The organism is Methylobacterium symbioticum, from assembly GCF_902141845.1.
GTDB lineage: Bacteria > Pseudomonadota > Alphaproteobacteria > Rhizobiales > Beijerinckiaceae > Methylobacterium > Methylobacterium symbioticum.
This window is the reverse complement of sequence record NZ_CABFPH010000023.1, coordinates 39,509-65,478: the sequence shown is the minus strand read 5'-3', so window position 1 is coordinate 65,478 and position 25,970 is coordinate 39,509. Positions and strand designations below refer to the sequence as shown.

24 protein-coding genes and 1 pseudogene are annotated in these 25,970 nt (G+C 70.1%); 12 read left to right on the top strand and 13 right to left on the bottom strand.

The window, feature by feature from the left end:
- The 6 genes and pseudogenes from MET9862_RS10490 to ykgO form a co-directional block, all read right to left on the bottom strand.
- A pseudogene (locus MET9862_RS10490) lies at nucleotides 1–210 on the bottom strand (porin family protein); the annotation flags it as partial.
- A gap of 256 nt (nucleotides 211–466) precedes the next feature.
- Nucleotides 467–1,231, bottom strand: coding sequence for a peptidoglycan editing factor PgeF (gene pgeF, locus MET9862_RS10485; RefSeq protein WP_142582941.1), 765 nt, complete (start codon nucleotides 1,229–1,231; stop codon nucleotides 467–469).
- A gap of 359 nt (nucleotides 1,232–1,590) precedes the next feature.
- Nucleotides 1,591–2,655 (bottom strand): class I SAM-dependent methyltransferase, encoded by a 1,065-nt coding sequence (locus tag MET9862_RS10480; RefSeq protein WP_244612665.1) that lies wholly within the window; start codon nucleotides 2,653–2,655, stop codon nucleotides 1,591–1,593.
- Nucleotides 2,652–3,548: a prolipoprotein diacylglyceryl transferase gene (gene lgt / locus MET9862_RS10475; RefSeq protein WP_142582940.1), complete on the bottom strand. Its 897-nt coding sequence runs from the start codon at nucleotides 3,546–3,548 to the stop codon at nucleotides 2,652–2,654. Before lgt ends, MET9862_RS10480 begins: the two co-directional genes overlap by 4 nt.
- 121 nt (nucleotides 3,549–3,669) lie before the next feature.
- The gene (locus tag MET9862_RS10470) at nucleotides 3,670–4,281 is read right to left on the bottom strand and encodes a tetratricopeptide repeat protein (RefSeq protein ID WP_142582939.1); all 612 of its coding nucleotides are present in this window, start codon (nucleotides 4,279–4,281) and stop codon (nucleotides 3,670–3,672) included.
- A 129-nt stretch (nucleotides 4,282–4,410) separates the two neighbouring features.
- A complete protein-coding gene (ykgO, locus tag MET9862_RS10465) occupies nucleotides 4,411–4,536 on the bottom strand; it encodes a type B 50S ribosomal protein L36 (RefSeq protein WP_003601867.1) in 126 nt (41 codons plus the stop codon).
- Nucleotides 4,537–4,800: 264 nt separating this feature from the next.
- Between ykgO and MET9862_RS10460 the strand changes: the two genes are divergently transcribed.
- The gene (locus MET9862_RS10460) at nucleotides 4,801–5,316 is read left to right on the top strand and encodes a phenylacetaldoxime dehydratase family protein (RefSeq protein WP_244612664.1); all 516 of its coding nucleotides are present in this window, start codon (nucleotides 4,801–4,803) and stop codon (nucleotides 5,314–5,316) included.
- Between the two features lie 4 nt (nucleotides 5,317–5,320).
- Here the strand turns inward: MET9862_RS10460 and MET9862_RS10455 are convergent, their stop codons facing one another.
- Nucleotides 5,321–6,886: a GMC oxidoreductase gene (locus tag MET9862_RS10455; protein WP_142582938.1), complete on the bottom strand. Its 1,566-nt coding sequence runs from the start codon at nucleotides 6,884–6,886 to the stop codon at nucleotides 5,321–5,323.
- Between the two features lie 204 nt (nucleotides 6,887–7,090).
- Between MET9862_RS10455 and MET9862_RS10450 the strand changes: the two genes are divergently transcribed.
- The 5 genes from MET9862_RS10450 (at nucleotide 7,091) to MET9862_RS10430 (ending at nucleotide 10,940) form a co-directional block, all read left to right on the top strand.
- Nucleotides 7,091–7,567 carry a DoxX family protein gene (locus MET9862_RS10450; protein ID WP_142582937.1) on the top strand — a complete coding sequence of 159 codons (477 nt, stop codon included), beginning with the start codon at nucleotides 7,091–7,093 and terminating at the stop codon, nucleotides 7,565–7,567.
- Nucleotides 7,568–7,577: 10 nt separating this feature from the next.
- Nucleotides 7,578–8,027: a cupin domain-containing protein gene (locus MET9862_RS30740; protein ID WP_244612663.1), complete on the top strand. Its 450-nt coding sequence runs from the start codon at nucleotides 7,578–7,580 to the stop codon at nucleotides 8,025–8,027.
- Nucleotides 8,028–8,036: 9 nt separating this feature from the next.
- Nucleotides 8,037–8,939, top strand: a complete 903-nt coding sequence (locus tag MET9862_RS10440) for an SMP-30/gluconolactonase/LRE family protein (RefSeq protein WP_142582935.1) — start codon at nucleotides 8,037–8,039, stop codon at nucleotides 8,937–8,939.
- Entirely contained in the window at nucleotides 8,936–9,835 is a 900-nt protein-coding gene (locus MET9862_RS10435; protein WP_142582934.1) for a VOC family protein, read from the top strand. The genes MET9862_RS10440 and MET9862_RS10435 overlap by 4 nt, the downstream gene beginning before the upstream one ends.
- A 112-nt stretch (nucleotides 9,836–9,947) precedes the next feature.
- Nucleotides 9,948–10,940 (top strand): catalase family peroxidase, encoded by a 993-nt coding sequence (locus MET9862_RS10430; RefSeq protein ID WP_142582933.1) that lies wholly within the window; start codon nucleotides 9,948–9,950, stop codon nucleotides 10,938–10,940.
- 319 nt (nucleotides 10,941–11,259) lie between these two features.
- On the opposite strand, the gene MET9862_RS10420 is transcribed toward MET9862_RS10430, so the two are convergent.
- From MET9862_RS10420 to secA, 3 genes are all read right to left on the bottom strand, one after another.
- On the bottom strand, nucleotides 11,260–13,167 hold the full coding sequence (locus tag MET9862_RS10420; RefSeq protein WP_142582932.1) for a potassium transporter Kup: 1,908 nt from the start codon (nucleotides 13,165–13,167) through the stop codon (nucleotides 11,260–11,262).
- Nucleotides 13,168–13,311: 144 nt separating this feature from the next.
- Entirely contained in the window at nucleotides 13,312–13,983 is a 672-nt protein-coding gene (gene bioD, locus MET9862_RS10415) for a dethiobiotin synthase (protein ID WP_142582931.1), read from the bottom strand.
- A gap of 77 nt (nucleotides 13,984–14,060) precedes the next feature.
- A complete protein-coding gene (secA, locus tag MET9862_RS10410; protein ID WP_142582930.1) occupies nucleotides 14,061–16,955 on the bottom strand; it encodes a preprotein translocase subunit SecA in 2,895 nt (964 codons plus the stop codon).
- A gap of 342 nt (nucleotides 16,956–17,297) precedes the next feature.
- Between secA and MET9862_RS10405 the strand changes: the two genes are divergently transcribed.
- The gene (locus MET9862_RS10405) at nucleotides 17,298–18,194 is read left to right on the top strand and encodes a peptidylprolyl isomerase (protein WP_142582929.1); all 897 of its coding nucleotides are present in this window, start codon (nucleotides 17,298–17,300) and stop codon (nucleotides 18,192–18,194) included.
- 44 nt (nucleotides 18,195–18,238) lie between these two features.
- Here the strand turns inward: MET9862_RS10405 and MET9862_RS10400 are convergent, their stop codons facing one another.
- Nucleotides 18,239–18,490 carry a hypothetical protein gene (locus MET9862_RS10400; protein ID WP_142582928.1) on the bottom strand — a complete coding sequence of 84 codons (252 nt, stop codon included), beginning with the start codon at nucleotides 18,488–18,490 and terminating at the stop codon, nucleotides 18,239–18,241.
- Nucleotides 18,491–18,689: 199 nt separating this feature from the next.
- Here MET9862_RS10400 and MET9862_RS10395 point away from each other — a divergent pair, with 199 nt between their 5' ends.
- A complete protein-coding gene (locus MET9862_RS10395; protein ID WP_142582927.1) occupies nucleotides 18,690–18,953 on the top strand; it encodes a hypothetical protein in 264 nt (87 codons plus the stop codon).
- A 280-nt stretch (nucleotides 18,954–19,233) separates the two neighbouring features.
- Here the strand turns inward: MET9862_RS10395 and hemH are convergent, their stop codons facing one another.
- Complete coding sequence (gene hemH / locus MET9862_RS10390) at nucleotides 19,234–20,319, bottom strand: ferrochelatase (protein WP_142582926.1); 1,086 nt, start codon at nucleotides 20,317–20,319, stop codon at nucleotides 19,234–19,236.
- A 134-nt stretch (nucleotides 20,320–20,453) separates the two neighbouring features.
- On the opposite strand from hemH, the gene MET9862_RS10385 reads away from it, so the two are divergent.
- The 3 genes from MET9862_RS10385 to MET9862_RS10375 are packed head-to-tail and all read left to right on the top strand — an operon-like array spanning nucleotide 20,454 to nucleotide 23,630.
- Nucleotides 20,454–21,401 (top strand): class I SAM-dependent methyltransferase, encoded by a 948-nt coding sequence (locus MET9862_RS10385; RefSeq protein WP_142582925.1) that lies wholly within the window; start codon nucleotides 20,454–20,456, stop codon nucleotides 21,399–21,401.
- A gap of 7 nt (nucleotides 21,402–21,408) precedes the next feature.
- Nucleotides 21,409–22,941 (top strand): bifunctional metallophosphatase/5'-nucleotidase, encoded by a 1,533-nt coding sequence (locus MET9862_RS10380; protein WP_142582924.1) that lies wholly within the window; start codon nucleotides 21,409–21,411, stop codon nucleotides 22,939–22,941.
- Nucleotides 22,938–23,630 carry a uracil-DNA glycosylase gene (locus MET9862_RS10375; protein WP_142582923.1) on the top strand — a complete coding sequence of 231 codons (693 nt, stop codon included), beginning with the start codon at nucleotides 22,938–22,940 and terminating at the stop codon, nucleotides 23,628–23,630. The genes MET9862_RS10380 and MET9862_RS10375 overlap by 4 nt, the downstream gene beginning before the upstream one ends.
- A gap of 4 nt (nucleotides 23,631–23,634) precedes the next feature.
- On the opposite strand, the gene MET9862_RS10370 is transcribed toward MET9862_RS10375, so the two are convergent.
- A complete protein-coding gene (locus MET9862_RS10370) occupies nucleotides 23,635–24,054 on the bottom strand; it encodes a hypothetical protein (protein ID WP_142582922.1) in 420 nt (139 codons plus the stop codon).
- Nucleotides 24,055–24,249: 195 nt separating this feature from the next.
- Between MET9862_RS10370 and MET9862_RS10365 the strand changes: the two genes are divergently transcribed.
- Nucleotides 24,250–25,917 (top strand): thiamine pyrophosphate-binding protein, encoded by a 1,668-nt coding sequence (locus MET9862_RS10365; RefSeq protein WP_244612662.1) that lies wholly within the window; start codon nucleotides 24,250–24,252, stop codon nucleotides 25,915–25,917.
- The last annotated feature ends 53 nt before the right edge of the window (nucleotides 25,918–25,970 follow it).

The window sequence follows — 25,970 nt, the reverse complement described above, 5'->3', positions numbered from 1 at the left end:
GACGGCGGCGACGGTGGCGCCGCGGTCATTGCCGGTGCCGAAGCCGTAGCCGGCGTTGAAACCGGCGTAGAAGCCCGTCCAGGTGAAGACCGGCACCGGGGTGAAGACCGGCGGCGGGGCAGCGCGGCGCGGAAGGTCGGCGGCAAGCGCGGAGCCGGCGCAGCCGATAGCGGCGAGGGCGGTGGCGCCCCAAAGCAGGGAATTCAGCATCTGGTCCTCACAACTCCACAGGTGCCGCGCGTCGGCGCTGACCGGCACGGATCTGAAGATCGGCCTCCCGGGGTTGGCTTGGTGCCGTGCAGCGCGCCGACCGTCTGGGACGGCCCCTTAGTGGCGATGCTGCGTTGTTCCTCGGTTACCTTGACCATTCAACGCGGACGAATGGTCAAGGTTCACCTGCGCTCACACTTTTTTTCGCCGGCCAGTTTGACACATTGTCGCACCCTTCGGCGCGGCTCTCGTCCGGTCAGGGCGCGAGGGCGATGGCGGAGATCAGCCGGCCGTAATCGGCCTCGCCGCGATGGGTGGTGCGACGGAAGCTGTAGAAGCGTTCCGCATCGGCGTAGGTATCGAGGCGCAGGGCGGCCACCTCACCGATCCCGGCCTCCTCCAGCCGGGCCAGGATGAAGCCCGGCAGGTCGAACTGGGCATGGTCGGCCCGGGCGCCTGGACCGAGGAAACGCTCCATGCCGGGGGCCTCCGCCCGGAACCGCGCGACGAAATCCGGACCGACCTCGTAGGAGGGCTGCTCGATGGTGGGGCCGAGCACGGCCACGATCGCGCTGCGTTCGGCCCCGAGTGCCTCCATCGCCGCGACCGTCGCGTCGATCACACCGGTGAGCGCGCCCTTCCAGCCGGCATGGGCCGCGCCGACCACACCGTTGCCCGGGTCCGCGAACAGGATCGGGCCGCAATCGGCGGTGGCGATGCCCAGCGCGAGGCCTGGCACCCGGGTCACCATCGCATCCGCTCGCGGGCGGTCGGCAAAGGGAGCCTCGACGGTGACGACCTCGGCCGAGTGCACCTGATACAGGCTGACGAGGCGATCCGGGCCGAGACCGAGCTGGGCGCACATCCGCGCCCGGTTCGCCATCACCCGCTCCGGCGCGTCGTCCGAGCCGATGCCGCCGTTCAGCGAGGCGTAGAGCCCCTCCGAGACGCCGCCCTGCCGGGTGAAGAAGGCGTGGCGCAGGCCGGCATGGCCGCTCAGTTCGGGGGCTTCGATGAACATGCGAGGGCGTTCCGGCGCTACCATTCCGAGGGTCTGTCGCCTCGATAGCTGAACCGAAAGCGGGAGACGACGGTTGTTTCGCTCGGAGCCGTGCGCTCCGGCCGTCACGCAGGAGGTTCGACCATGACGCAACGGATCAAGCCCGACCGGCCGATCTGGCCGACCGCCCCCTCCGATACGCGCTCCGCCCCCGCCGACACGCAGACGCGCCCGAGGCCGCGGACCGCGTCGGCCGCATCCTAGGCTGATCCGGGGTTCCGACGGGATCATCCCCTCGGCGGGGCGCCGGGGCGGGGCCCCGGCCGTTCCAGGGCTCCGCCCTGGACCCGCGAAAGGGCTCGCCCTTTCGAAACCCTGACTTATCCGAGCGCCGGGAGCGGGAGGCCCGGTGCGGCCACGCCCATCACCTTGAACAGGCTGCCCATGCCGCGGCGCCCGGGGTCTGTGAGCCGCGCGCGCGCCGCGTCGATGGCGGCGGCCTGGGCCGCATCGGCCTTCGCCTTCAGCCGTTCGGCGCGGGCATCGAGGCCCATGGCGCACAGGAAGTCGCGCTGGTCGATCGGTCCGTGCAAGGCCGCGCCCTCAGCGGAGGCGGCCCGGCCGAGGGCCGAGAAGTCGACATGCGCCGTGAGGTCGGCACCGCCCGGATCCGCCAGCGGGTCGACGAAGGCGTGGCGCGCCAGCGCCTGGAGCGTATCGCCGAAGCCCGGACGGGCATGGCCGTAATCGATGGCGAGAAGGGCGCCGCCCTGCGTCGCGAGCCGGCGCGCTAGGCGGCGCATCAGGTCGAGCCCGGCGCCCGGCACCGTCATCAGCACGCCCTCGGGGGCCGAAGCCGTGATCTCGGTGGCCGACTCCGGGGCGAGGCCGAAGGCGAGGCGATCGCCGTCGAGCCCGACGACGCGCTCGCACCAGCCGCTCGCGGTGCGCTGAAACTGGCGCACGGGCAGGCAGTCGAAGAACTCGTTGGCAACGACGATCGCCGGCCCCTCGGGCAGCGTCTCGATATCCGCATGCCAGGTCGGCGCGTGCGCCCGGAGCGCCGCACCCTGCGCCGCCTGCAGGGTCGGGCTGGTCTCCACGAGATGCAGGTCGAAGCGGGCGCCGCGCGCCGCGCTGCCGAGCGCGCGGAGGGCGTCGCTCATCAGGGTGCCGCGGCCGGGGCCGAGTTCGATCAGGTTCAGGCGCGCAGGGGCACCCATGGCCTCGCGGACGAGGGCGATCCAGACGCCGATCAGCTCGCCGAACATCTGGCTGATCTCGGGGGCCGTGGTGAAGTCGCCACGCGGCCCCAGCGGATCCCGCGTCCGGTAGTAGCCGTGGACGGGATGGGCGAGGCAGAGCGCCATGTAGCGGTCGATCCCGATCGGCCCGGTCTCGCGGATGAGGCCGGCGATCTCGGCTTGCAGCGCCCCCTCGCTCACGCCTCGACGGCCCGTTCGCCCACCGCATTCTCCTCGATCGGATGGCGCGGACGCGTCCAGCCGCGGGCCGCGAGCACGATGTAGGTGAGCCCGACCAGCGCCATCGGCACGCAGAGCAGCATGCCCATGGTGACGCCGCCGCCGAGGGGCCCGAGATGCTCGCCGAACAGGTAGCCGAGCTGCCGGTCGGGCTCGCGGAAGAACTCGCAGGCGGTGCGGGCCACCGCGTAGCCGAGCACGAAGATCCCGCCGAGGAGGCCGGGCCTGCGGAAGCCGAACCGGTTCACCGCGAGCGCCATCACGATGAAGAGCAGGAAGCCCTCGGTTCCCGCCTCGTAGAGCTGGCTCGGATGGCGCGGCACCGGCCCGCCGCTCGGGAAGACGATGGCGTAGGGGAAGTCCGGCGCGACGCGGCCCCAGAGCTCGCCGTTCACGAAATTGGCGATGCGGCCGAAGAACAGGCCGATCGGGACGACCACGGCGCCGATGTCGAGCAGCGTGTAGCCGTTGAGCCCCCGCGAGCGGGCGAAGAGCAGGAAGGCGAGGATGGCGCCGAGGAAGCCGCCGTGGAACGACATGCCGCCGTTGCGGATCGCGAAGATCTCGATCGGGTCGGCGATGTAGAGCGGCAGGTTGTAGAACAGCACGTAGCCGATCCGGCCACCGAGCACGACGCCGAGCGCCACCCAGACCACGAGGTCGTCGATGTCGGTCACGCTCGGACGCTTCACCACGCCCCAGAGACGGTCGGCCATCACGAGGCGGCGGGCATACCACCAGCCGCCGATCAGCCCGGCGATGTAGGCGAGGGCATACCACTTCACCGTGATCGGCCCGATCGCCAGGGCGACGGGATCGATGGACGGGAAGGGCAGGGCGAGGAGCGGCGGCATCGGGCTCGGCCTCCGGTTTCGGAAACGGGAGGCATTGGACGGGGGCACCCGCGAGCGTCAACCCCGGATCACGCCGCGCCGCCGGACCCTGGCAGGCGCGGCGGTCCGACAGGCGCCCGGATCAGAGGTCGCGCCCGTCCACGTCCGGCGCGAGGCGCTCGATCGCCTCCTGAACCTTCGGCATGCGGGGATAGAGCGCCACCGCGCGGCGATAGGCGCCCAGCGCCCGCTTCTTGTCCTCAAGGGACTGATAGATCCGGCCGAGCGCCGCCCAGGCCTCGAAATGGCGCGGCTCCAGCACCAGGGCGCGCTGCAGGTCGGCGACCGCGGCCTGCTTGTCGGAGAGCAGCCAGAACACGGTCGCGCGCCGGTTCCAGCCCTCCGACCAGGCCGGCTCAAGGGCGGTGACCCGGTCCATCAACTCGGCGGCGAGGGGGAAGTCCTTGGTGGTCATCGCCTGCCGGGCGCGCTCCGTCAGCAGGTCGGCGGTGGCGCTGCCGGAGCGGTCGAGGCGACGCTCGATCAGCTTGGCCACGCCCTTGGCCTCCTCGTCGTCCTCCGTCTCGCGCAGGCGCGTGTAGAGGTCGTCCAGGCTGACCGCCGGCGGGGGCTTGCGCGCACCCTCCCGCTCCCCGGCGGGCGGGCGATCGGGCAAAGCGGGGGGCGCGGCGAGCGCGGGGCCCGTCAGAACGGCCGCGAGGACGCCGAGCGTCAGAGAAGTGGAGCGCAGCATGCGGCGAGCTTGGTCGCGGCGCAGCGCCCCGTCAACGCGCGGGAACGCCGCGCATGCGAAAAGGCAGGCGCCGCGCGGGCGGCACCTGCCTTCGAAACGTCGATCCGGCCCGGTCGGGGCGCGGAAGGCTCAGCCCTGGCGGGCCTTGAAGCGCTTCTGGGTCTTGTTGATGACGTAGACCCGGCCCTTGCGGCGCACGAGCTGGTTGTCGCGGTGACGACCGCGGAGGGACTTGAGCGAGTTACGGATCTTCATGATGTCCTCGGCGCGGCGGCCGTCCATGCATGGGTGTCGGGAGCGGGAAGCCCGGAGGCCCCCTGCGATGGTGGCGCACGCATCGCGGAAAGGCGGCCCCTGTATCAGGATTCGCCCTGCGGAGGCAAGCCGGGCCGCGCCCCTTCGTCGCCCCCCGCGCCGGCCGTCTGCGGCTTTGGTCCTAACCCGAACAGGGGATGTCGTCGACCGTCGAAAGGGACGAGGATCATGCGCTCCCGACGTGGAATTCGTGAGGGCTGTCCGATGAATGCGCGCAGAGTCCAGGGTTGGGTGCCCGATTTCTCGGGCTATCCCGATCTCGTGGTGATGTATCTCGGCATGCGGGTCCGCAGTCTCCGAGGTTTGAAGACCGCGCTCTTCTTCGGCCCTCCGATCGACAAGGCCGGGGCGGCACGTCCGGACGGACTGCTCCATCACGAGAATCGAATCGTCTACCAGTTCTTCCCCTTCCATGTCGGCATGCGCTGGTACTGGCGCGACATGGAGAGCCTGGAGGCCTGGGCCAGGACCGAACCGCACCGGACCTGGTGGAAGCGCTTCACCCAGGACACGCACGGCGTCGGCATCTGGCACGAGACCTACCACATGCGCGGCGGCATGGAGGCGATCTACACCACGGCGGACACGCATCCGGGATTCGGCGGCTTCATGCCGGTGATGACGGCGCGCGGCACGATGGCCTCGCGACACCGGCGCCATGCCTCGTCCGATCTCTCGGACCTGCCCGAGCCGAGCGGCCCCGAACGCGACGCGGCCTGACGGCTCAGCCGAGCCGCTCCGCGATCCGGTCCGCCACGCGCAGCGCGTTGGCGATGATGGTCAGCGTCGGATTCACGGCACCGATGGACGGGAAGAAGCTCGCATCCGTCACGTAGAGGTTGTCGAGCTCGTGCGCCTTGCAGTCGAGGTCGAGCACGCTCGCCTGCGGATCGCGGCCGAAGCGCAGGGTCCCGGCCTGATGCGCGGTGCCGCTCAGGGGAATGTTCTTGCCGAGATAGAGCGAGCGCTCGAACAGGTAGGCGTAGAGGCCGCCGGGCTCCAGCAGGTCCTCGAGCTTCGCGCGCAGGCGGTCATGCGCCTCGCGGTTCGTCTGGCGGATGTCGAGGATCGTGCGCCCGTCGCGGGCGATCGAGACGCGGTTGTCCGGATGCGGCAGGTCCTCGCTCTGCAGCCAGAAATCCATCGAATGGCGCGCCACCATGTCGAAGGGCGCGTTGGGCAGGAACCCGGTCCATTTCGGGAATTCCTCGCCGCGGATCTGGTCCGGATGCGTCTTGGCGCACATCTGGATCAGGCCCATCGGGAACGCCCATTCCTTGGACTCGAAGTAGAAGTCCGAGAGGGCGAGCGTCTTCTGGAAGACGGTGTCGTTGACCTCCTTCGAGAGGGCCATCAGCACCGACATGTTGTGGCGCATGTAGTTGCGTCCGACCTGATCCGAGCCGTTGGCGAGCCCGTTCGGATGGGCGTCGTTCGCCGAGCGCAGGAACAGCAGCGCCGAGGAGAGCGCACCGCAGGCCACCACCACGATATCCGCCGTGTAGAGCTCCTCCTGCCCCTCGCGGGTGACGCGCACGCCCGTCACCGTCCGGCCCGCGGCGTCGGTCTCCAGCCGCGAGACATAGGCGTTGACGAGGAGCGTGACGTTCGCGTGGCTGGCGAGTGTCGGGTCCACCGTCATCACCTGGGCGTCGGCCTTGCCGTTGAGGAGGCAGGGGAAGCCGTCGAAGGCCTCGCAACGGATGCAGGTGCTGGTCGGCGTCGCCCGGCCGTTCCGCTCGTCGAGCTTGATCCCGAGGGGCAGGTGATAGGGCCGCAGTCCGGTCCGGCTCCAGTCGTCGGAGAGCTTCTGGATGCGCGGCTCGTGCGACACGGCCGGATGATCGAAGGGTCCGCTCGCCCAGGGCTCGGTCGGGTCCTCGCCGCGCTCGCCGTGCACGGCGAACAGGCGTTCGGCCTGCGCGTAGTAGGGCTCGAACTCCGCATAGGAGAGGGGCCAGGCCGGCGAGATGCCATCCACGTGGCGCACGGCGCCGAAGTCGCGCTCGCGCAACCGCAGCAGGGCGGCGCCGTAGACCTTGGAATTGCCGCCGACATAGTAGTGCAGGGCCGGGGAGAAGGCGCGTCCGTCGCCGCCGTACCACGTCTCCCGGGCCTGATACTTGCCCTCCACGAAGACGGCCCGCGCATTCCAGTTGTCCTGGCTGCGCGGCAGGTAGTCGCCGCGCTCCAAGAGCAGGATGCGCTTGCCGGTCTCGGCGAGACGGGCCGTCGCCGAGCCGCCGCCCGGCCCCGAGCCGATGACGATGACGTCGTAGTGGTCCTGCATCGCGCGCTCGGAATGGCCCGGGAACAGCCGGGCAACGTGGCCGGCCCGGGGCCGTTCCGCGCTGCACGGTCACGGGATCGTGCACGCTGCGATGCAGCGACGGCCCTCCGCGCGGCGGGATGGCGGCAACCCGGGCCGTGCGCGGACGTTGCCGAGACGCACTGCACCCGCTTTGCGCCCCGCAACCGGAGCCTGCGCGCCGCGATGGACCTCTCGACCTGGCTCAATCTCGTCGCGGTGCCGCTCGTGGCGAAGATCTGTCTCGTCGGCATGTTCCCGCCGAGCGCCTACGACAAGATCGCGCATTGGGACGAGGCGATGGAGCAGGCCGCCTCCGGCCCCCTGCCGTTTCCGGGGCTGCTGCTCATGCTCGGCATCGTGGTCGAGTTCGTGACGCCGGTCCTGATCGTGATCGGCTGGTACGACCGGGCCGCCGCCTTCGTCCTGGCGGGCTTCTGTGCGGTGACGGCCGTGCTGTTCCACCGCTTCTGGGAAGACCCGGATTTCTGGTCAAAGAACGGCCCGGGCCGGGCGCATTTCTGGGATTTCCTGAAGAATTTCGGCCTCGTCGGCGGCCTGCTCCTCGTCGTGATCGGCGGCAGCTACGTGCCGGCCTCCGAGGTCGTCCGCCACCCCCTCGCCGCCGGCCCCTCCGCGGCCGAGGCGCCCGGCAACCCCTGAGGAACGCGTCATGCCAGACCCCACCCCCCCGAGCATGCCCTACTGGCACGTCTACACCGATGCCGAGGGCGTGAGCCGCCAGGCGCAATTCGCGCTCACCGCGTTCCAGTTCCAGGGCGTCGGCCCGGGCGTCGCACCGCAATGGAACGACAAGATGGATCCCAGCCAAGCGGGTGTGACCTTCACGGTCCTGCCCGTCGGCTGGGTCGGCGAGTGGCACGAGAACCCGAAGCCGCAATGGATTGCGGTGCTCTCCGGCCGCTGGTTCGTCGAGACCATGGACGGGACCCGCGTCGAGATGGGCCCGGGCGAGCTGATGTTCGGCGAGGACCAGAACACCAAGCCGCGCGACGGGCGGAAGGGGCATCTCTCCGGCACGGTGGGGACTGAGCCCTGCACCATGATCGTCACGGGGCTCGACGTGGCGCCGACGGTGAACCAGCCCGGCCGCTTCCGGTAGGGGCGCGCGATGGACGGGTTCGAGGTCTGCCAGCCGCGCTTCAAGAGCTTCGTGCTGCCAAATGCGCCACTGGAGAAGCTGGCCGAGGGCTTCCGCTGGTGCGAGGGCCCGGTCTGGTTCGGGGACCGTGCCGAACTCCTGTTCTCGGATCTGCCGAACGACCGTGTCATGCGCTGGAGCGAGGGCGGGGGCCTCAGCACCTATCGCGACCATGCCGGCTTCGAGAACGGCCATGCCCGTGACCGGCAAGGGCGGCTCCTGTCCTGTTCGCACCGCCTGCGCCGGATCGCCCGGACGGAGCTCGACGGCAGCGTGACGACACTGGCGGAGTCCTACCGAGGCAGGCGGCTCAATTCGCCGAACGACATCGTCTGCAAGTCCGACGGCACGATCTGGTTCTCGGATCCGCCCTACGGCATCCAGACCGATTACGAGGGCGGCAAGCAGGATTCCGAATTGCCGGCCAACCTCTACCGGTTCGACCCGCGCGACGGCTCCCTCACCGTCGCGGCCGACGATTTCGACGGGCCGAACGGCCTCTGCTTCTCGCCGGACGAGCGCCGGCTCTACGTGGCCGAGACCGGGCTGCAATTCGCGGAGAACCCGACCCGTCACATCCGGGTGTTCGACGTGGCCGAGGATGGCCGCCTCTCGAAGCCACGGGTCTTCCATACGGTGGAGCCCGGCATGGCGGACGGGTTCCGCTGCGACGAGGAGGGCAATCTCTGGTCGAGCGCGGGGGACGGCGTGCACGTGATCGATCCGGGCGGCGACCTCCTCGGCAAGATCCGGACGCCGGCCACCGTGTCGAATCTCGCCTTCGGCGGACGCAACCTCAGCCGCCTGTTCCTCTGCGTCTCCCACAGCCTGATGGCGATCTACGTGAACCGGCGCGGAGCCCGGCTGGTGTGAGCGCGAGCGCGATCCTCGCCATCGGCCGGACGGTGGCCGACCTCGCCCGCACGGAGGCGTTCTACCGCGACGGGCTCGGCTTCCGGGCCGAGGGGCCGCCCGAGCCGCTGCCCGACCCGCTCCGCCAGGCCCTGGGGCTCGCCGGACGGGCGACCCAGCACCTTCGCATGCGGCTCGGCGGCCAGGCACTCGACTTCCTCCGGGTCGAGCCGCCGGGCGCGCCCTATCCCGCCCTGCCGCGGGCGACCGATCCGGTCTTTCAGCACATCGCGATCCCCGTGCGCGACATGGCCATCGCCGCGGACCGGCTCGCCGCTGCCGGGGCGACGCCGATCAGCACGGGCGGCCCGCAGCGCCTGCCCGCCCGGTCAGGCGGCGTCACGGCCTGGAAGGTCCGCGATCCGGACGGACACCCGGTCGAGCTGATTCATTTTCCCGGCGGCCCCGCCGCCGAGGCCTGGGCCGGGGCACCCGGCCTCTTCCTCGGCATCGACCATTCGGCACTGACCGTGACCGACCTCGATGCAGCGCTCGCCGTCTTTCGCGACGCGCTCGGGTTCCGGCTGGCGCAGCGGGGCCTGAATGTGGGACCCGAACAGGCTCGCCTCGACGGACTGCCCGAGCCGGAGGTCGACGTTCTGGCGCTGGTGCCGGCCGGGCCCGGCACGCCGCATCTCGAATTGCTGCATTACCGACGGCCGGTGACCGACCGGCCAACGCCTGCTCCCTTCGGCCCCGCCGATCGCGCGACGAGCCGCCTCGTCTTGGCAGTAACCGATCTCACGGCCACGGCGAATGCCCTTCGCGCCGCCCGCTATCCTGTCCGGATCGCGGGCGACGTGGCCTCTGTCGCGGGTCCTGACGGTCACGGGCTCGTCCTGCACCAGGGCACTTGACGGATCCGGCCCGGATATAGATCGTGCACAACTTAGAACCGTTGCAGCTTCCGGCTGCACGTCTGCAAGGCGCTCGCCTCCGGTGGCAGCGCCCATCTCCTGGGGACCCCGAATGCCTCGTTCCACCCTCCGCCTGGCGCTGCTCTCCGGCTTCGCCCTCGCCCTCGTCGCTGGTACGCCCGTCCGCGCGCAGGAGACCAGCACGGCCGAGCAGACCGTCGACGTGATGAACAAGCTCTGGGGCAAGAATCCCGGCTTCCGCGCAAACCACGCCAAGGGCGTCGTCGTCGAGGGCAGCTTCACGCCGAGCAAGGAGGCCGCCGCCATCAGCAAGGCCTCGCTGTTCGCAGGGCCGGCCGTCCCGGTCACCGTCCGGTTCTCGGACGCGACCGGATTGCCGCTCATCCAGGACGGCTCGGCCAAGGCCAACCCGCACGGCATGGCGCTGAAGTTCAAGCTGGCCGACGGCAGCGAGATGGATGTCGTCGTCAACGCGCTGAAATACTTCCCCGTCGCCACCGGCGAGGAGTTCCGCGACCTGCTCAAGGCGGTCTCCGAGAGCGGGCCCGATGCGGCCAAGCCCACGCCGGTGGAGAAGTTCCTGGCCGCCCATCCGGCCGCCGGGACGGCGGGGGCGACGGCCAAGACGCCGTCGAGCCTCGCCCGGCAGGTCTATAACGGCGTGAACGCTTTCGTCCTCGTGGACAAGGACGGCAAGCGTCAGGCCTTCCGCTACCGCTTCGTGCCGGTGGCGGGCGAGGATCTGCTCAGCCCGGACGAGGCGGCCAAGCAGGGTGACAGCTACCTGATGCAGGAGATCGCCACCCGCGTCGGCAAGGAGCCGGTGAGCTTCAAGGTGCTCGCGCAACTCGCCGAGGCCGGCGACGCCACCAACGATGCCACCAAGCCCTGGCCGGATTCGCGCAAGACCGTCGATCTCGGCACGCTGACCCTGACCAAGGCGGTGCCGGACAGCAAGGAGGCCGAGAAGGCGCTCCTGTTCATGCCGAACGCGCTGACCGACGGCATCGAGGTCTCGGACGACCCGCTGATCGACGCCCGCGTCCAGGCCTACGCCGTCTCCTTCAGCCGCCGCCAGCAGTAGGCGGGGCGGACGAGGCGCAGGGCGCGGTCCCCTGGGATGCCGTTCGAATCGGCTCTCGTTCAGTTGTAGATTGACCCAATCGGACGGCCGCGGATCCCCTCTCCCCGCGTGCGGGGAGAGGGCCACGTCTCCCCCTCGTCGGGGAGCGTGGCGAGGCGGTAGCCGGGGGTGAGGGGGCTTGTACGAACGAGCCTCCTCAGGAATCACCCCCTCACCCTCGCTTCCGCTCGTCGCGCCGACGGCAAGGTCGTCGCCACCCTCTCCCCGCGTGCGGGGAGAGGGGATCCGCGGCTGTCGAAGCGAACAGCCGGAGACCGGCTCAGATCTCGATCTCGGTGCCGACCTCGACCACCTGGCGGGTCGGCACGCAGAAGAAGGCGCCGGTGCGCTCGGCATTGCGCTGCATGAAGGCGAACAGCGTCTCGCGCCACGGCATCATGCCGCGCTGATCGCTCTTGGGGATGATGGTCTCGTGCCCGACGAAGACCGTGAGGTCGTCGAGCAGGGGGGCCGGCAGGTGCCGGTGCTCCACGGCGCAGCGCAGGCCCTCGGGAATCGAGGCGTCCTCCATGAAGCCGTAGCGCAGGACCAGCCGGTAGAAGTCCGGCGCGAGCAGGGTGACGCGGGCGCGCTCGCTCTGCGGCACGGTGGGAGTCTCCTCGTAGAGTGCCGTGACGATGAGCACGCGGCGGTGGAGCGCGTGGCTGCGTTCCACGAAGCGGGAGAGATGCAGCGGGATGCCATGGGTCGCCGAGGACAGGAAGGCCCCGGTCCCCGGCAGGCGCACGATCTCCTGATGCTGCAGGTGCGAGAGGAAGACGGGCTCGGGCAGGCGCAGGCCGCTGCGGGCCTGCTCCACGAGGCGGTTGCCCTTGCGCCAGGTCAGCATCATCAGCGCGATGATCGCGGCGAGCAGCAGCGGAAACCAGCCGCCCTCGAACAGCTTCACGCTGTTGGCGCCGAGGAAGACGAGGTCGATGCAGAGGAAGAAGCCGTTCACCGCGATCACGGCGAGGAGGTTGTAGCCCCATTTGTGCGCGATCAGCGCGGCGAGGAGCGTGGTGATCGCCATCAGCAGCGAGACCGCGATGCCGTAGGCGCCCGCCAGCGCATCGGAGGTCTCGAAGAGCAACACCGCGGTGAGCGTCGCCGCGGCCAGGAGCCAGTTCACCGCGGGCACGTAGATCTGGCCACGCTCGTCGCTCGCCGTCTGGACGATGCGCATCGCCGGCAGGAAGCCGAGCTGGATCGCCTGCTGCGTCAGGGAGAACACGCCCGAGATGATCGCCTGCGAGGCGATCACGGTCGCCAGGGTGGCAAGCCCGATCAGCGGATAATGCGCCCAATCGGGTGCAAGCCGGTAGAACGGATTCTCGATGGCGTCGGGCTCGGCGAGCAGCACCGCCCCCTGGCCGAAATAGTTGACGACGAGGGCGGGCAGCACCAGCGCGAACCACGCCACGCGGATCGGCTTGGCGCCGAAATGCCCGAGATCGGCATACATCGCCTCGCCGCCGGTCACGGCGAGGAAGGCCGCTCCGAGCATCGCGAAACTGACGCCCCAGCCGGCATGGACCAGGAAGTCGATCGCCCGGAACGGGTTGGCGGCGGCCAGGATCTCCGGCTTCTGGAGGATGCCGCCGAGACCCATCAGGGTGAGGACGAGGAACCAGACGAGCATCACCGGCCCGAACATCCGCCCGATGAAGGCGACGCCCTTGCTCTGGACCAGGAACAGGGCGACGAGGATGACGATGGTGATCGGCACCACGTAGCGGCCGAGCGCCGGCGCATCCACCTTGAGTCCCTCGATCGCCGAGAGCACGGAGATCGCCGGCGTGATCGCCCCGTCGCCGTAGAGCAGCGCGGCGCCGACGAGGCCGACCACGAGGAGCCAGCCCTGCCAGCTTCCCGGTTTGGCGTGGCGGGCTCCGAGCAGGGCCAGCATCGCCACGATCCCGCCCTCGCCGCGATTGTCGGCGCGCAGGATCAGCACCGCGTATTTCAGCGAGACGATCAGGATCAGCGCCCAGAGGATCAGCGAGACCGCGCCGATCACCGCAGCCGGGTCGGCGCTTTGGGCGCCCTGGCTCGCGGCGCGCACCGCCTCCTTGAAGGCGTAGAGCGGGCTCGTGCCGATGTCGCCGTAGACGATGCCGAGCGCGCCCAGCAGCAGGGTCGGCTTCAGCCGGCCGTGCCCCTCGTGACCGGACTCGCGTCCGGACATTTGGCCGGACTCTCCGTCCGCATGGACCTCGGTCTGGCTCAACGCGGTGCTCCGGGCAAAATCGACCCGATCCGGGTCTGTCGCACCGTATAACGCGAAGCTCGACCTTATGGCCTCACGACCTGTTCAGACGTCGCGCTGTTGTTACGGGACAAGGAGAGCGGCGAGGCTGTCGGGGCAGGGGGCATCGCGACCGATACGGGCGACGGGCGCCGCCACGTGTCTGGCGATGGCCGCGGCCACCACCTCGGGGCTGGTCGGAGCGCCGGGGCTCTCACTCACGACCACCGCCCGCAGGGCGACGCCGTGCAGGCGCAGGGTCTCGCAGGCGGTCAGGGCGTGGCTGATCGCGCCGAGATAGCTGCCGGAGACCAGGATCGCCGGGATCGCCAGCGCCTTCAGCCAGTCGAGGCCGGTCGCCTCGGGCGTGACCGGGCTCATCAGGCCGCCGACCCCCTCGATCAGCAGGGTGCCCTCGGCCGCCGCGATCTCGGCGCGGCACCAGGCGACCAGATCGGCCAGGGCGAGGGCGCGGCCCTCGCGCGCCGCCGCCTGATCCGGCGCGAGCGGGGCGGCGAAGCGCCAGGGCGAGCAGGCCTCGACCGCCTCGGGGCTCGGCGCCAGACCCTGCGCCGCCAGCAGGCGCGCGGTGTCGCTCTCGGCGAAGGCCGGATCGTCGCGGGGCGGGACGCCGCTCGCCAGCGGCTTCAGGGTGCGGACGGCGATCCCGTCCGCGCGCAGCCGCCGCGTCAGGGCGGCCGTGACGTAGGTCTTGCCGATCTCGGTGCCGGCGCCGGCGATGAACAGGGCGGGCATGGTGCCTGTCTGCGTGCCGTGAGGAGACGATCGCGACGCCATCCCTCCCCCGCAGAGGGGGGAGGGCAGATTCGGCCTCAGGCCTGGTAGCTGCCGTGGCAGTGCTTGTACTTCTTGCCCGAGCCGCAGGGGCAGGGCTCGTTGCGGCCGACGCGGCCCCAGGTGGCGGGGTCCGACGGGTCGCGCTCCAGCACGGCGCCGTCGACGGAGAGGCCCTGCGCCGCGAAGCCGAGGGCCGGCCCGGCGCCGCCGTCGCTGCCCGAGCCGCCGCGGTCGAACTCGTTCTCGCCGGTGACGGGATCGAGGTGCTGGGCGAACATCGGCGGCAGGCTCGGGGCCTCGGCGAAGGGCTGGGCGCCGCCCTGCTCCGGCTCCTGGAACACGATCTCGATGCGCGAGAGCTGGCCGGTGACCTGCTCGCGGAGCGCGGCGACGAGGCTGTTGAACAGGTCGAAGGCCTCGGACTTGTACTCGTTGAGCGGGTCGCGCTGGGCGAAGCCGCGCCAGCCGATCACCTGCCGCAGGTGGTCGAGGGTGACGAGGTGCTCGCGCCAGAGATGGTCGAGGGTCTGAAGCAGGACCTGCTTCTCGATATAGGCCATCACCTCGGCGCCGTTCTGCTCGCTGCGGGCCGCGTAGGCCTCGTCGGCGGCCTTGCGCAGGCGCTCGCGCATCTCCTCGTCGGCGATGCCCTCTTCCTTCGCCCAGTCCTCCACCGGCACGTCGAGGTTCAGCACCTCGGCGACGCGCTGGCGCAGGCCCGCCACGTCCCATTGCTCGGCATAGGCGTTCTCGGGGATGTGGAGCGCGACGAGGTCGTCGATGACGCCGTGGCGCATCTCGTCCACGGTCTCGCGCACGCTCTCCTGGCCCATGAAGTCGCGGCGCTGCTCGAAGACGACCTTGCGCTGGTCGTTCATGACGTTGTCGTACTTGAGCACGTTCTTGCGCATGTCGAAGTTGCGCGCCTCGACCTTCTGCTGCGCCTTCTCGATGGCCTTGTTGATCCAGGGATGGATAATGGCCTCGCCCTGCTCGAGGCCGAGCTTCTGCAGCATCCCGTCCATGCGGTCGGAGCCGAAGATCCGCATCAGGTCGTCCTGAAGCGAGAGGTAGAACTTCGAGCGGCCCGGATCGCCCTGGCGGCCGGAGCGGCCGCGGAGCTGGTTGTCGATGCGCCGCGACTCGTGCCGCTCGGTGCCGATGATGTAGAGGCCCCCGGGCAGGTCCTTCTTGCGGCCGGCGGCCGGGTCGGCCGGCTCCCCGGCGGCCAGCACCTTGGCGCGGTTCTCCGCGATCTCCGCCTTGATGGCCTCGATCGCCGCCTCGCGCTCCGGCCCCTCGGGCAGGTGCGCCAGCTCCTTCTCGACGCGCATCTCGACGTTGCCGCCGAGCTTGATGTCGGTGCCGCGGCCGGCCATGTTCGTGGCGATGGTGATCGCGCCCGGCACGCCGGCCTCGGCGACGATATAGGCCTCCTGCTCGTGGAAGCGGGCGTTCAGCACGGCGAAGCGCTTGGTCACCCGGCCCTCGCGGGCGGCGGCGTAGACGTCGGTCAGCGCGTTCGGGTCGGAATAGTCGAGCAGCGTGTAGCCGTGCTTCTTCAGCATCTCGGCGATGTGCTCGGACTTCTCGATCGAGCCGGTGCCGACGAGGATCGGCTGGTGGCGCGCATGCGCCTTGTCGATCTCGGCGATGATGCCCGCGTATTTCTCCTCGACGGTGCGGTAGACCTCGTCGTCCTCGTCGACGCGCTCGACCTCCTTGTTGGTCGGGATGTCGACCACTTCGAGCTTGTAGATCTCGGCGAACTCGTCGGCCTCGGTCGAGGCCGTGCCGGTCATGCCGGCGAGCTTCCTGTAGAGGCGGAAGTAGTTCTGGAAGGTGATCGAGGCGAGCGTCTGGTTCTCGGGCTGGATCGTGACGCGCTCCTTGGCCTCCAGCGCCTGGTGCAGCCCTTCCGAGTAGCGCCGGCCCTGCATCATGCGGCCGGTGAACTCGTCGATGATCACCACCTCGTCGTTGCGGACGATGTAGTCCTTGTCGCGCGTGAACAGGGTGTTGGCCCTGAGCGCCTGGTTGACGTGATGGACGAGCGTGACGTTGTGCGCGTCGTAGAGGTCGCCCTCCTTGAGGATGCCGGCCTCGCGCATGGCCTCCTCGATGAACTCGTTGCCCTCTTCCGTCAGCGAGACGGTGCGCTGCTTCTCGTCGAGGTCGTAATACTCCTTCCGCAGCCGCGGCATCAGCGCGTCGACGGCGACGTAGAGCTCCGAGCGGTCGTCGACCGGGCCCGAGATGATCAGCGGCGTGCGCGCCTCGTCGATCAGGATCGAGTCGACCTCGTCCACGATCGCGAAGTTGTGCCCCCGCTGGGTCAGCTGGGACATCTCGTACTTCATGTTGTCGCGCAGGTAGTCGAACCCGAACTCGTTGTTCGTGCCGTAGGTGATGTCGCAGGCGTAGGAGGCCTTGCGCTGCTCGTCGTCGAGGCCGTGGACGATGGTGCCGACGGTGAGGCCGAGGAAGCGGTAGACCCGGCCCATCCACTCGGCGTCGCGGGAGGCGAGGTAGTCGTTCACCGTGACGACGTGGACGCCCTTGCCCTCGAGCGCGTTGAGATAGACCGGCAGCGTCGCGACCAGGGTCTTGCCCTCGCCGGTCTTCATCTCCGAGATGCCGCCCTCGTGCAGCACCATGCCGCCGATCATCTGCACGTCGAAATGGCGTTGGCCGAGCACGCGCTTGGCCGCCTCGCGCACGGTGGCGAAGGCGGGCACGAGGATGTCGTCGAGGCTCTTGCCGTTGGCGAGCTCCGCCTTCAGCATGCGGGTGCGGTCGCGCAAGGCCTCGTCGGAGAGGGCCTGGATCTCGGGCTCCAGCGCGTTGATCGCGGCGACGCGGGGGCGGTAGCCCTTCACGCGGCGGTCGTTGGACGAGCCGAAAATTTTCTTGGCGAGGCTGCCTAGCATCGTGAACCTGCGGACGCGCGAGCCCGCGGACGGCGTGCCGTCGCGGGCCGGTCATGGCTGAGTTGGCCGGGCTTATAGAGGTAAAGTGCGGGGGGCGCATCTAAAAGAGGGGGCGCCCACAGGGAGCGGCGTTCGACCGCCCCGAAGGCCTGGGGAAACACGCGGGGCGCGGTCCCGAACGGGGCCGGGACCTCCTCACGATCCGGTGTTCTCACGGGGCCCGATCGCGCGGCCGCGCTTGCGTTCGGCTCTCGCGCGATCCACCTGTGTGCCGCCCGCCGCGCTTCGCCCGGCGGCAGCCTATGCCTGGATCCAGGCGCGACGTCCCGAGGAAATCGACGCATGCCGAAGCCGACCCCTCTCTGGCGCGCTAGCGCCGTCGCGATCGCCCTGGCGGTCCCGGGCCTTGCCGCGGCGGAGACCAAGGCGCCCGAGACGCCGGCCGCCGCCGCGCCGGTCGCGCCCGACACGGTGGTGGCCAAGGTGAACGGCCAGCCGATCACCGGCGCCGATATCGCGGTCGCCGCCGACGACCCGGCCCTCTCCCTGCCGGGGGTGGACGAGGCGCAGAAGAAGGGCCTGCTCGTCGACTACATGGTCGACCTCAAGGTCGGCGCCCAGGCGGCGGAGGCCGCCAAGGTCGGCGAGACGCCGGACTTCAAGCGCAAGCTCGCCTATTTCCGCGACAAGCTGCTGCTCGATGAGTACCTGGAGCGCGAGGCCAAGAAGGCGGCGACCCCCGAGGCGGCGAAGGCGGTCTACGACCAGTCCGCCAAGCTGATGAAGCCCGAGGAGGAGGTCCATGCCCGCCACATCCTCGTGGACAACGAGGGTGAAGCGAAGAAGATCGCCGCACGCATCAAGGGCGGCGAGGATTTCGCCAAGGTCGCGGCCGAAACCTCGAAGGATCCGGGCTCCAAGGCCGAAGGCGGCGATCTCGGCTGGTTCACCAAGGAGCGGATGGTCAAGGAATTCGCCGACGCCGCCTTCAAGATGCAGCCGGGCCAGGTCTCGGACCCGATCAAGACCCAGTTCGGCTGGCACGTGATCAAGGTCGAGGAGAAGCGGGTGAAGCCGCTGCCGACTTTTGAGGAGCTGCGCGAGCAGATCGATCAGCACCTGATCCGCAAGGCGCAGCAGGACCTGATCCTGAAGCTGCGCTCCGAGGCCAAGATCGAGCGCACCGATGCGGCGCCGGCGCCCGACGCGCCCGCGGCCGACACCCCGAAGAAGCCCTGAGTCGCGGAGACGGGGCGGCCCGAGGCCGCCCCGATCGCCTGCGATCAGTACGGGTAGCCGCCGTAGCGGTATTCCCGGTGGCGCATGGCCCGGTAGGGCCGGTCGTAGCCATAGCCGAAGCGCTCGTGCTTGCGGCGCCAGCCATGGGCCGGCGCCCAGGGCGGCGGGCCACCATGGTGATAGCCGTGACCGCCGCGCGCCCAGGGCGGATCGGCGAGAGCTGCCGTCGCGGAGCCCAGGATGCCGGTGGCGAGCACCGCGGCCGTGACGGCCACGGAAATCGGCGTGATGCGCATGGATCCCTCCTGCTGTGATCGGTGGTCCGCTTTCGCGTGGCCCAGCAACGGGGAGAGGTCGCGAACCGTTCCAGGAAAATGGACCCGCTTAACCTGCGTGAAATCTAGATGCTGTCTCGGCCAGAGCAGCAAGTTTTCTTGGAACGGTTTTGCAGAGGGTCACGTTTCCGGGCCATTCTTCTTAACGAGGAGATAATCCATGAAGAATCTGACCCTCGCTGTCCTGGCTTCGCTGGCGCTCACGGGAACCGCCCTCGCGGTGGAACAGCGCGGCGCCGCGTCGCATTCGCCCGGCCACGAGATGCAGGACAAGGGCAGCAAGGCAGGAAGCCCCGGCGCCTCCGGCTATGCCCCGGGGCATGAGATGAAGTCGGACACCACCGGCTCGACCAAGGGGTCGACCTCGGGCTCCGGCTCGATGAACACCGATATGAAGAGCGGCACCTCCGGCACTCGCCGCTGAGACCACCCTTTACGAGAGAGGCCCCGTCCCGGTTCAATCGGGGCGGGGCCTCTTCATGTTGGCTCCGCTCAGAGCCTGTTTGAGCCGATCGATCGGGTGTTGATCCGGCCTGTCCGCGCCGCGACCGCACCCGGAGGCCTCGAAGGAGGGCCTCCAGCCGTCTCGCGATCCCTGGAAGCCTCCTTCGAGGGCCGCTCACGCGGTCGCCCAGGATGAGGTGGTTTGATGGGATGAGCAGAATCCCTGCCTGATGATCGGTCGACCCGGCTCGATCAGGCTCTCAGACCCAGCCCTGCAATTCGCGCCGCACCACGTGCTCGATCACCGTCATGCCGAGGTCCGAATCGTTGAGGCAGGGGATGTAGGCGAAGCGCTCGCCGCCATTCTCCTCGAAATAGTGGCGGTTCTCGCCGTCGAGCTCCTCGAGCGTCTCCAGGCAGTCGGCGGTGAAGCCCGGAGCCACGATCGCCATGCGCTTGACGCCGGACCGGGCGAGTTCCTGCACCGTCTCATCGGTATAGGGCTTGAGCCATTCCTCGTTGCCGAACCGGGACTGGAAGGTCACGCGCATGCGCTCCGGTCCATAGCCGAGCGCCTCGCGGATCAGCCGTCCGGTCTTCACGCACTGGCAATGGTAGGGATCGCCCTTGAGCAGGTAGCTCTTCGGGACGCCGTGGAACGAGGTGAGGATCACCTCCGGCTCGAAATCGAGCTTGGCCAGACCCTCGCGGATCGAGCGGGCGATCGCGTCGATATAGACCGGATCGTCGTGGTAGGGCGGCGAGACCCGGACCGTCGGCTGCCAGCGCATCTGCATCAGCGCCTTGAAGGCTTGGTCGCAGGCGGTGGCCGAGGTCGCCGCCGCGTATTGCGGGTAGAGCGGCACCAGCAGGATGCGGTCGCAGCCCTGGTCGAGCAGCGCCTGGATCCGCACCGACACCTCGGGCTTGCCGTAGCGCATCGCCCAGTCGACGACCACCGAATCGCCCATCGCCGCCTGGAGGCGCTCGCACTGGCCGCGGGTGATGGTCTTGAGCGGGCCCTCGTCGAGGGCCTTGTTCCAGACGCTGTCGTAGTCGCGGCCCTTCGGTCCGGGACGCTTGGTCAGGATCACGAGGTTGAGGAGCGGCCACCAGATCAGCCGCGGCACCTCGATGACCCGCCGGTCGGAGAGGAATTCCTTGAGGTAGCGGCGCATCGGCCAGTAGCTCGTGCCCTCCGGCGTGCCGAGATTCATCAGGAGCACGCCGACGCGCCCCCAGCGGACGGCCGGATGGTCGCCGGGGAGGGTGCCGGCCTTCACGGGCGCCTGGGGCTGCAGGCTCTGGCGGGCCGCCAGCGAGGCGGGTTCGACGCGTTCGTTCATCGTGTGGCTTGACTGTCCGTGCGGTGCCGGCGGCCCGGTGCGGGAGCGTGCGACGGCGCCGCGATTGTCTCGGGGATGGGAACTATCTAGAGCACGGGAGCACCTTGCGAAGATCCGCCCGCACAGAGCGCGACATGCCGTCTCCCCGCTACTTCCTCAGGCACTTCATTCCCTTCACGGGCTATCCCTACACGGGCGCGCCCGCGGCCTGCAATCTGTGCGGCTGCGGCGATTCGATCGTGGTGGCGGAGACCGACCGGCGCCTGAAGACCCTGCGCTCGATCGCCTGCACGCAGTGCGGCCTGATCCGCACCGACCCGATGCCGACGCCGGCCGAGCTCGCGGAGTATTACGCCACCGCCTACCGCGCCGACTACCAGCTCGCCTTCGCCGGCGGCCCCCCGCCCCACCACGTCAAGCGCTCGGGGCGCGAGGCCGCCTTCCGCGCCGACCTGCTGGCGCCCAAGCTCGTGCCGGGTGCGACGGTGCTCGATTTCGGCTCGGGCTCCGGCGAGTTCCTGGCCGCGGCGCGGGCGCGCGGCTGCACGGTCGTCGGCGTCGAGCCGGGGCGCGACTACGCCGCCTTCGCCCGCAAGACCTACGGGGTCGAGGTGCTGGACGATGCCGCCGACGACAGCTTCCCGGCCCAGAGCTTCGACGTGATCTCCACCCATCACGTTCTGGAGCACCTGCGAGACCCGGCCGAGGTCGTGGAGCGGCTGGCCCGCTGGCTGAAGCCGGACGGGCGCCTCTACGCGGCCGTGCCGAACATGGCCGCCACCGGCAAGCCGCCGCACGAGCGTTTCCACTTCGCCCATGTCCACGGCTACGTGCGCGAGACCTTCGACCTGCTCGCGCGCCGCGCCGGGCTGGTGCCGGACACCGCCTACTGGCGCGAGGACACGACGGTGGTCTACCGCAAGACCGACGCCCCCCCGGAGCGCCTCGCCCTGCCGGGCCTCGCCGAGCGGCTCGCGCGCGACCTCAAGCCGATGCCGGCCGGTGCCTATCTCGCCTCCGGCGCCTGGATCTGGCCGATGGTCCGGCGCAACGCCAAGGCCGTGCGCGACACCTTCCGCTGAGGGATCGATGTCCGGTCCCAGCCGCCGCCAGACGCTGAGCCTCGGGCTCGGGGCCGGCCTCGCCGCCGGGCTGCCGGCCGCGGAGGCGGCCGACGGGATCGAGGATCGGAAGCCGACCTTCACCCTGGTCCTCGTGAACGACGTCTACCTGATGAGCGAGGTGGACGGGCGCGGCGGCTTCGCGCGGCTCAACGCCGTGGTGAAGGCCGAGCGCGCCCGGGGCGTGCCGGTGCTCTACGCCCATGCCGGCGACACGATCTCGCCCTCGCTGATGTCGGGCTTCGACAAGGGCGCGCACATCATGGCGCTCCTCGCGCTCGCGAGCCCCGACGTGTTCGTGCCGGGCAATCACGAGTTCGATTTCGGGCCGGCCGTGTTCCAGGAGCGCATCCGCGGGGCCGCCTTCCGCACGCTCGCCGCCAATCTGCGGGACGAGGCGGGCCAGGCGTTGCCGGGCGTTGCGGATCGCTTCGTCACCGATCTCGGCGGCATCCGCGTCGGGGTGACGGGGATCGCGCTGGAGAGCACCCCGGAGAAGGCGCAGGCCGGCACGCTCCGGTTCGGGCCGGAAGAGGCGACCCTCGCCGAGCAGGCGCGGCAGCTGCGCGCCGAGGGCGCCGAGATCGTCGTCGCGGTGGTCCACACGGCGCGGCCGACGGATCTCGCGATGCTGGCGGCAGGCCAGGCCGACCTCATCCTGTCCGGGCACGACCACGACCTGTTCCTGCGCTACGACGGCCAGCGGGTGCTCTGCGAATCGAGCGTGGACGCGCATTTCGTGACGGCGATCGACGTGTTCTGCACCATCCGCGAGGAGGACGGGCGGCGGCGGGTGAGCTGGCGCCCGCGCTTCCGCATCCACGACACCCATGACGTGACGCCCGATCCCGAGACGGCCGCGCTCGTCGCCCATTACGAGGCGGAGCTGTCGAACCAGCTCGACGTGCCGGTCGGGCGCACGGCTCTGCCGCTCGACAGCCGCGTGGCGAGCGTGCGGGCGCGGGAGGCGAGCTTCGGCGACCTCGTCGCCGACGCGCTCCGCGCGGCGACCGGTGCCGACATCGCCCTGATGAACGGCGGAGGAATCCGCGGCAACCGGCTCTATCCCGCGGGCACGGAACTGACCCGACGCGACATCCTGCAGGAACTGCCCTTCGGCAACACCACAGTCCTCGTCGCGATCGACGGGGCAGCCCTGCACGCTCTGCTGGAGAACGGGCTCGCCGATTACGGCCGCCCGGCGGGGCGGCTCGTCCAAGTCTCCGGACTCGTGATCCGCCTCGATCCCGAGCGTCCGCAGGGCGCGCGCATCCTGTCGGTCACGGTGGACGGCGCACCGCTCGATCTCGGCCGGATCTACACGGTGGCCGCGAACAACTTTCTCTACGATGGCGGCAACGGTTATGGGGCCCTGCGCAGCGGGCGCACCCTGATCGGGACCACAGACGGCAAGCTCGTGGCGAACGAGGTCATGACCTATATCCGCCGCAACAGCCCGATCAGCATCCGCGAGGGCGAGCGTCTGGTGGTCGTCCGATGAGCGGTCCTGTCGCCGACGCGCTCGCAGCCTTCCGCGCCTCCGGCTCCTCCTGGGCGGATCTGCCCTTCTTCCGGGATGGCAGCGCCGACAGGGTGGCCGCGCGCGTCGATGCGCGCATCGCGGAGGGCGTGCAGGTGCTGCCCGACCCGCGCAACATCTTCCGGGCCCTCGAACTCACGCCGCCTGACGCGGTGAAGGTCGTCATCCTCGGCCAGGATCCCTATCCGACGCCGGGCGACGCAAACGGCCTCGCCTTCTCCTATGTGGGCGCAGGGCGCCTGCCGGCCTCGCTCAAGGTGATCCTCGCCGAGGTCGATCCGCAGAAGCCCAGGACCGGCGACCTGACGCCCTGGGCGCGGCAGGGCGTGCTGCTCCTCAACAGCGCGCTCACCAGCGAAGCGAGAAAATCCGGCGCGCATCTGCGCTACGGCTGGGCCCAACTCACCGACCAGGCCGTGGCCGCGGTCTCGGCGCGGCCCGAGCCCGCAGTGTTCCTGCTCTGGGGGGCGCAGGCGCGGGCGCGCAAGGCCCTGATCGACCCCTCGCACCACGCCGTCATCGAGAGCGGCCATCCCTCGCCGCTGAACCGCGCCCGCGACTTTCCCGGCTCGCAGCCCTTCGCGCGGGCCAATGCCTGGCTCGAACAGCGCGGGCTGCCGCCGATTGATTGGCGCCTCGGCGGCCCCTGACGCCCTATTGCGGCGGCTTCTCGGCCGGAGCGTCGGCGGGCTTGTCCGCCGGCTTCCCGTCGGGCCCGGCGGCCGGCAGCAGCACGTTCTTGGCAATGTTGCCGTCGGGACCGTACTCGCCGGCGACCGCGAGGCAGGCCTGCTCGCGGTTCAGCGCCATCTGGTTCGACATCAGGGCGAACATGGTCTGCACCCGGTTGCCGAAGGGGCCGCGCGGGCTCACGTCCTCGGCGCGGGCATTCTGCTTGGCGAGCAGCGCCTCGAACTGCTCGGTGCCGATGCGATAGCCGCAGACATTCGAAGCGGCGAAGATATAGGCGGCGAATTCGAGAGCCCGGGGCGCGGGGGCATTGCGGATCTGTGCCCCGGCCGGCGCGGCACAGAGCGCGGCGAGGGCGGCGAGGGCGAGGGTCGGGGTACGCATCCTGGGCGGCTTCCTCGAAGGCGCGGATTCTCATGATCCGCTTAGGGCACCGCCGGGATAATGCGTTTCGGCCCGCCCGGCGAGCGGGCAGGGCAGCGCAGGGCCGCGAATCCCGCGGGTGCGCGGGCGCGGCTCCGGGTCTATCACCGGCGGACACGGCCGATGGATGGCTCGGCGGATGGCCGGAAGTGAATCGTGACGACGCAGACCGCAGCCCAGGCCCTGGTGGCGCAGCTTCACGCCAACGGCGTCCGCCACGTCTTCACGGTGCCCGGCGAGAGCTTCCTGCCGGTTCTCGATGCGCTCCACGATTCGGGCATCACCGTCACCACCTGCCGGCACGAGGGCGGCGCGGCGATGATGGCTGAGGCGGTCGGCAAGGTGACCGGCAAGCCGGGCATCTGCATCGTCACCCGCGGCCCCGGCGCCACCAATGCCTCGGCGGGCGTGCATGTGGCGCAGCAGGATTCCTCGCCGATGATCCTGTTCGTCGGGCAGATCGAGCGCGGCCAGCGCGACCGCGAGGCCTTCCAGGAACTCGACTACCGTGCCGCCTTCGGGCCGCAGGCGAAATGGGCGACGGAGATCGAGGATCCGGCCCGCGTGCCGGAATACGTCTCGCGCGCCTTCCACATGGCGACGGCGGGGCGGCCGGGCCCCGTGGTGATGGCCCTGCCGAAGGACGTGCTGAAGGAGCCCTGTCCCGGCCCGCTCGCCAAACCCTGGCAGTCGGTGGAGGCGGCACCTGGGTCCGAGGAGATGGAACGCCTCGCCGGGCTGCTGGCCGGGGCCGAGCGCCCTCTGCTGATCCTCGGCGGCAGCCGCTGGACGGACGCCGCCTGCGCCGACATCCGCACCTTCGCCGACCGGTTCGACCTGCCCGTTGCCACGAGCTTCCGCCGGCTGTCCCTGTTCGACCCGCTCCACCCGGCCTATGCGGGCGATCTCGGGCTCGGGGTGAACCCGCGCCTCGCCCAGCGGGCAGCCCGCGCCGACCTCGTGATCCTGCTCGGCGGACGACTCGGCGAGATCCCGAGCCAGGGCTACACGCTTCTCGACATCCCGAACCCGGCACAGCGGCTGGTGCATATCCATGCCGGTGCGGAGGAGATCGGCCGGGTCTACGTTCCCGACCTCGCGATCAACGCGAGCCCCGTCCGCGCAGCTGCGGCCCTCGCGCGGCTTCCCGCTCCAGACCGCGTCCCGTGGGCCGGGGAAACCCGCGCGGCGCACAGCGACTACCGCGCTTGGAGCGACGCCGCGACGCCGCAGCCCGGACCCGTCAATCTCGGGACCGTGATGCTCCATCTGCGCGAGGCGCTGCCGGAGGATGCGATCCTGTGCAACGGCGCGGGCAACTACGCCGCCTGGATTCATCGGTTCTGCCGCTTCCGACACCTCCACGGCCATGTCGCCCCGACCTCGGGCTCGATGGGCTACGGCCTGCCGGCGGCGGTGGCGATGCAGCGGCTCCATCCGGAGCACGTCGTGGTCTGCGTCGCGGGCGACGGCGACTTCCTGATGACCGGCCAGGAATTCGCGACGGCAGTGCAATACGGCCTGCCCATCATCTGCATCGTCTGCGACAATGGCAGCTACGGCACCATCCGGATGCATCAGGAGCGCGATTTCCCGACCCGTGTCTCGGCGACGGACCTGCGCAATCCTGATTTCGCGGCCTATGCTCGCGCCTTCGGCGGTATCGGCTTCACGGTCGAGCGGGACGCCGACTTTCCCGCGGCCCTGGCCGCGGCCCGATCAGGCAATGCGCCCGCGATCATCCATCTCAAGATCGCCACCGACGCGATCAGCCCAGGGCGGACACTGGAGCAGATCCGCACGGAGGCATTGAAACAGCGGTAATCCGAGGAGAGAAAATTAACCTGCGGGCTGCACGGCAGGAGGAGACAGAGCAC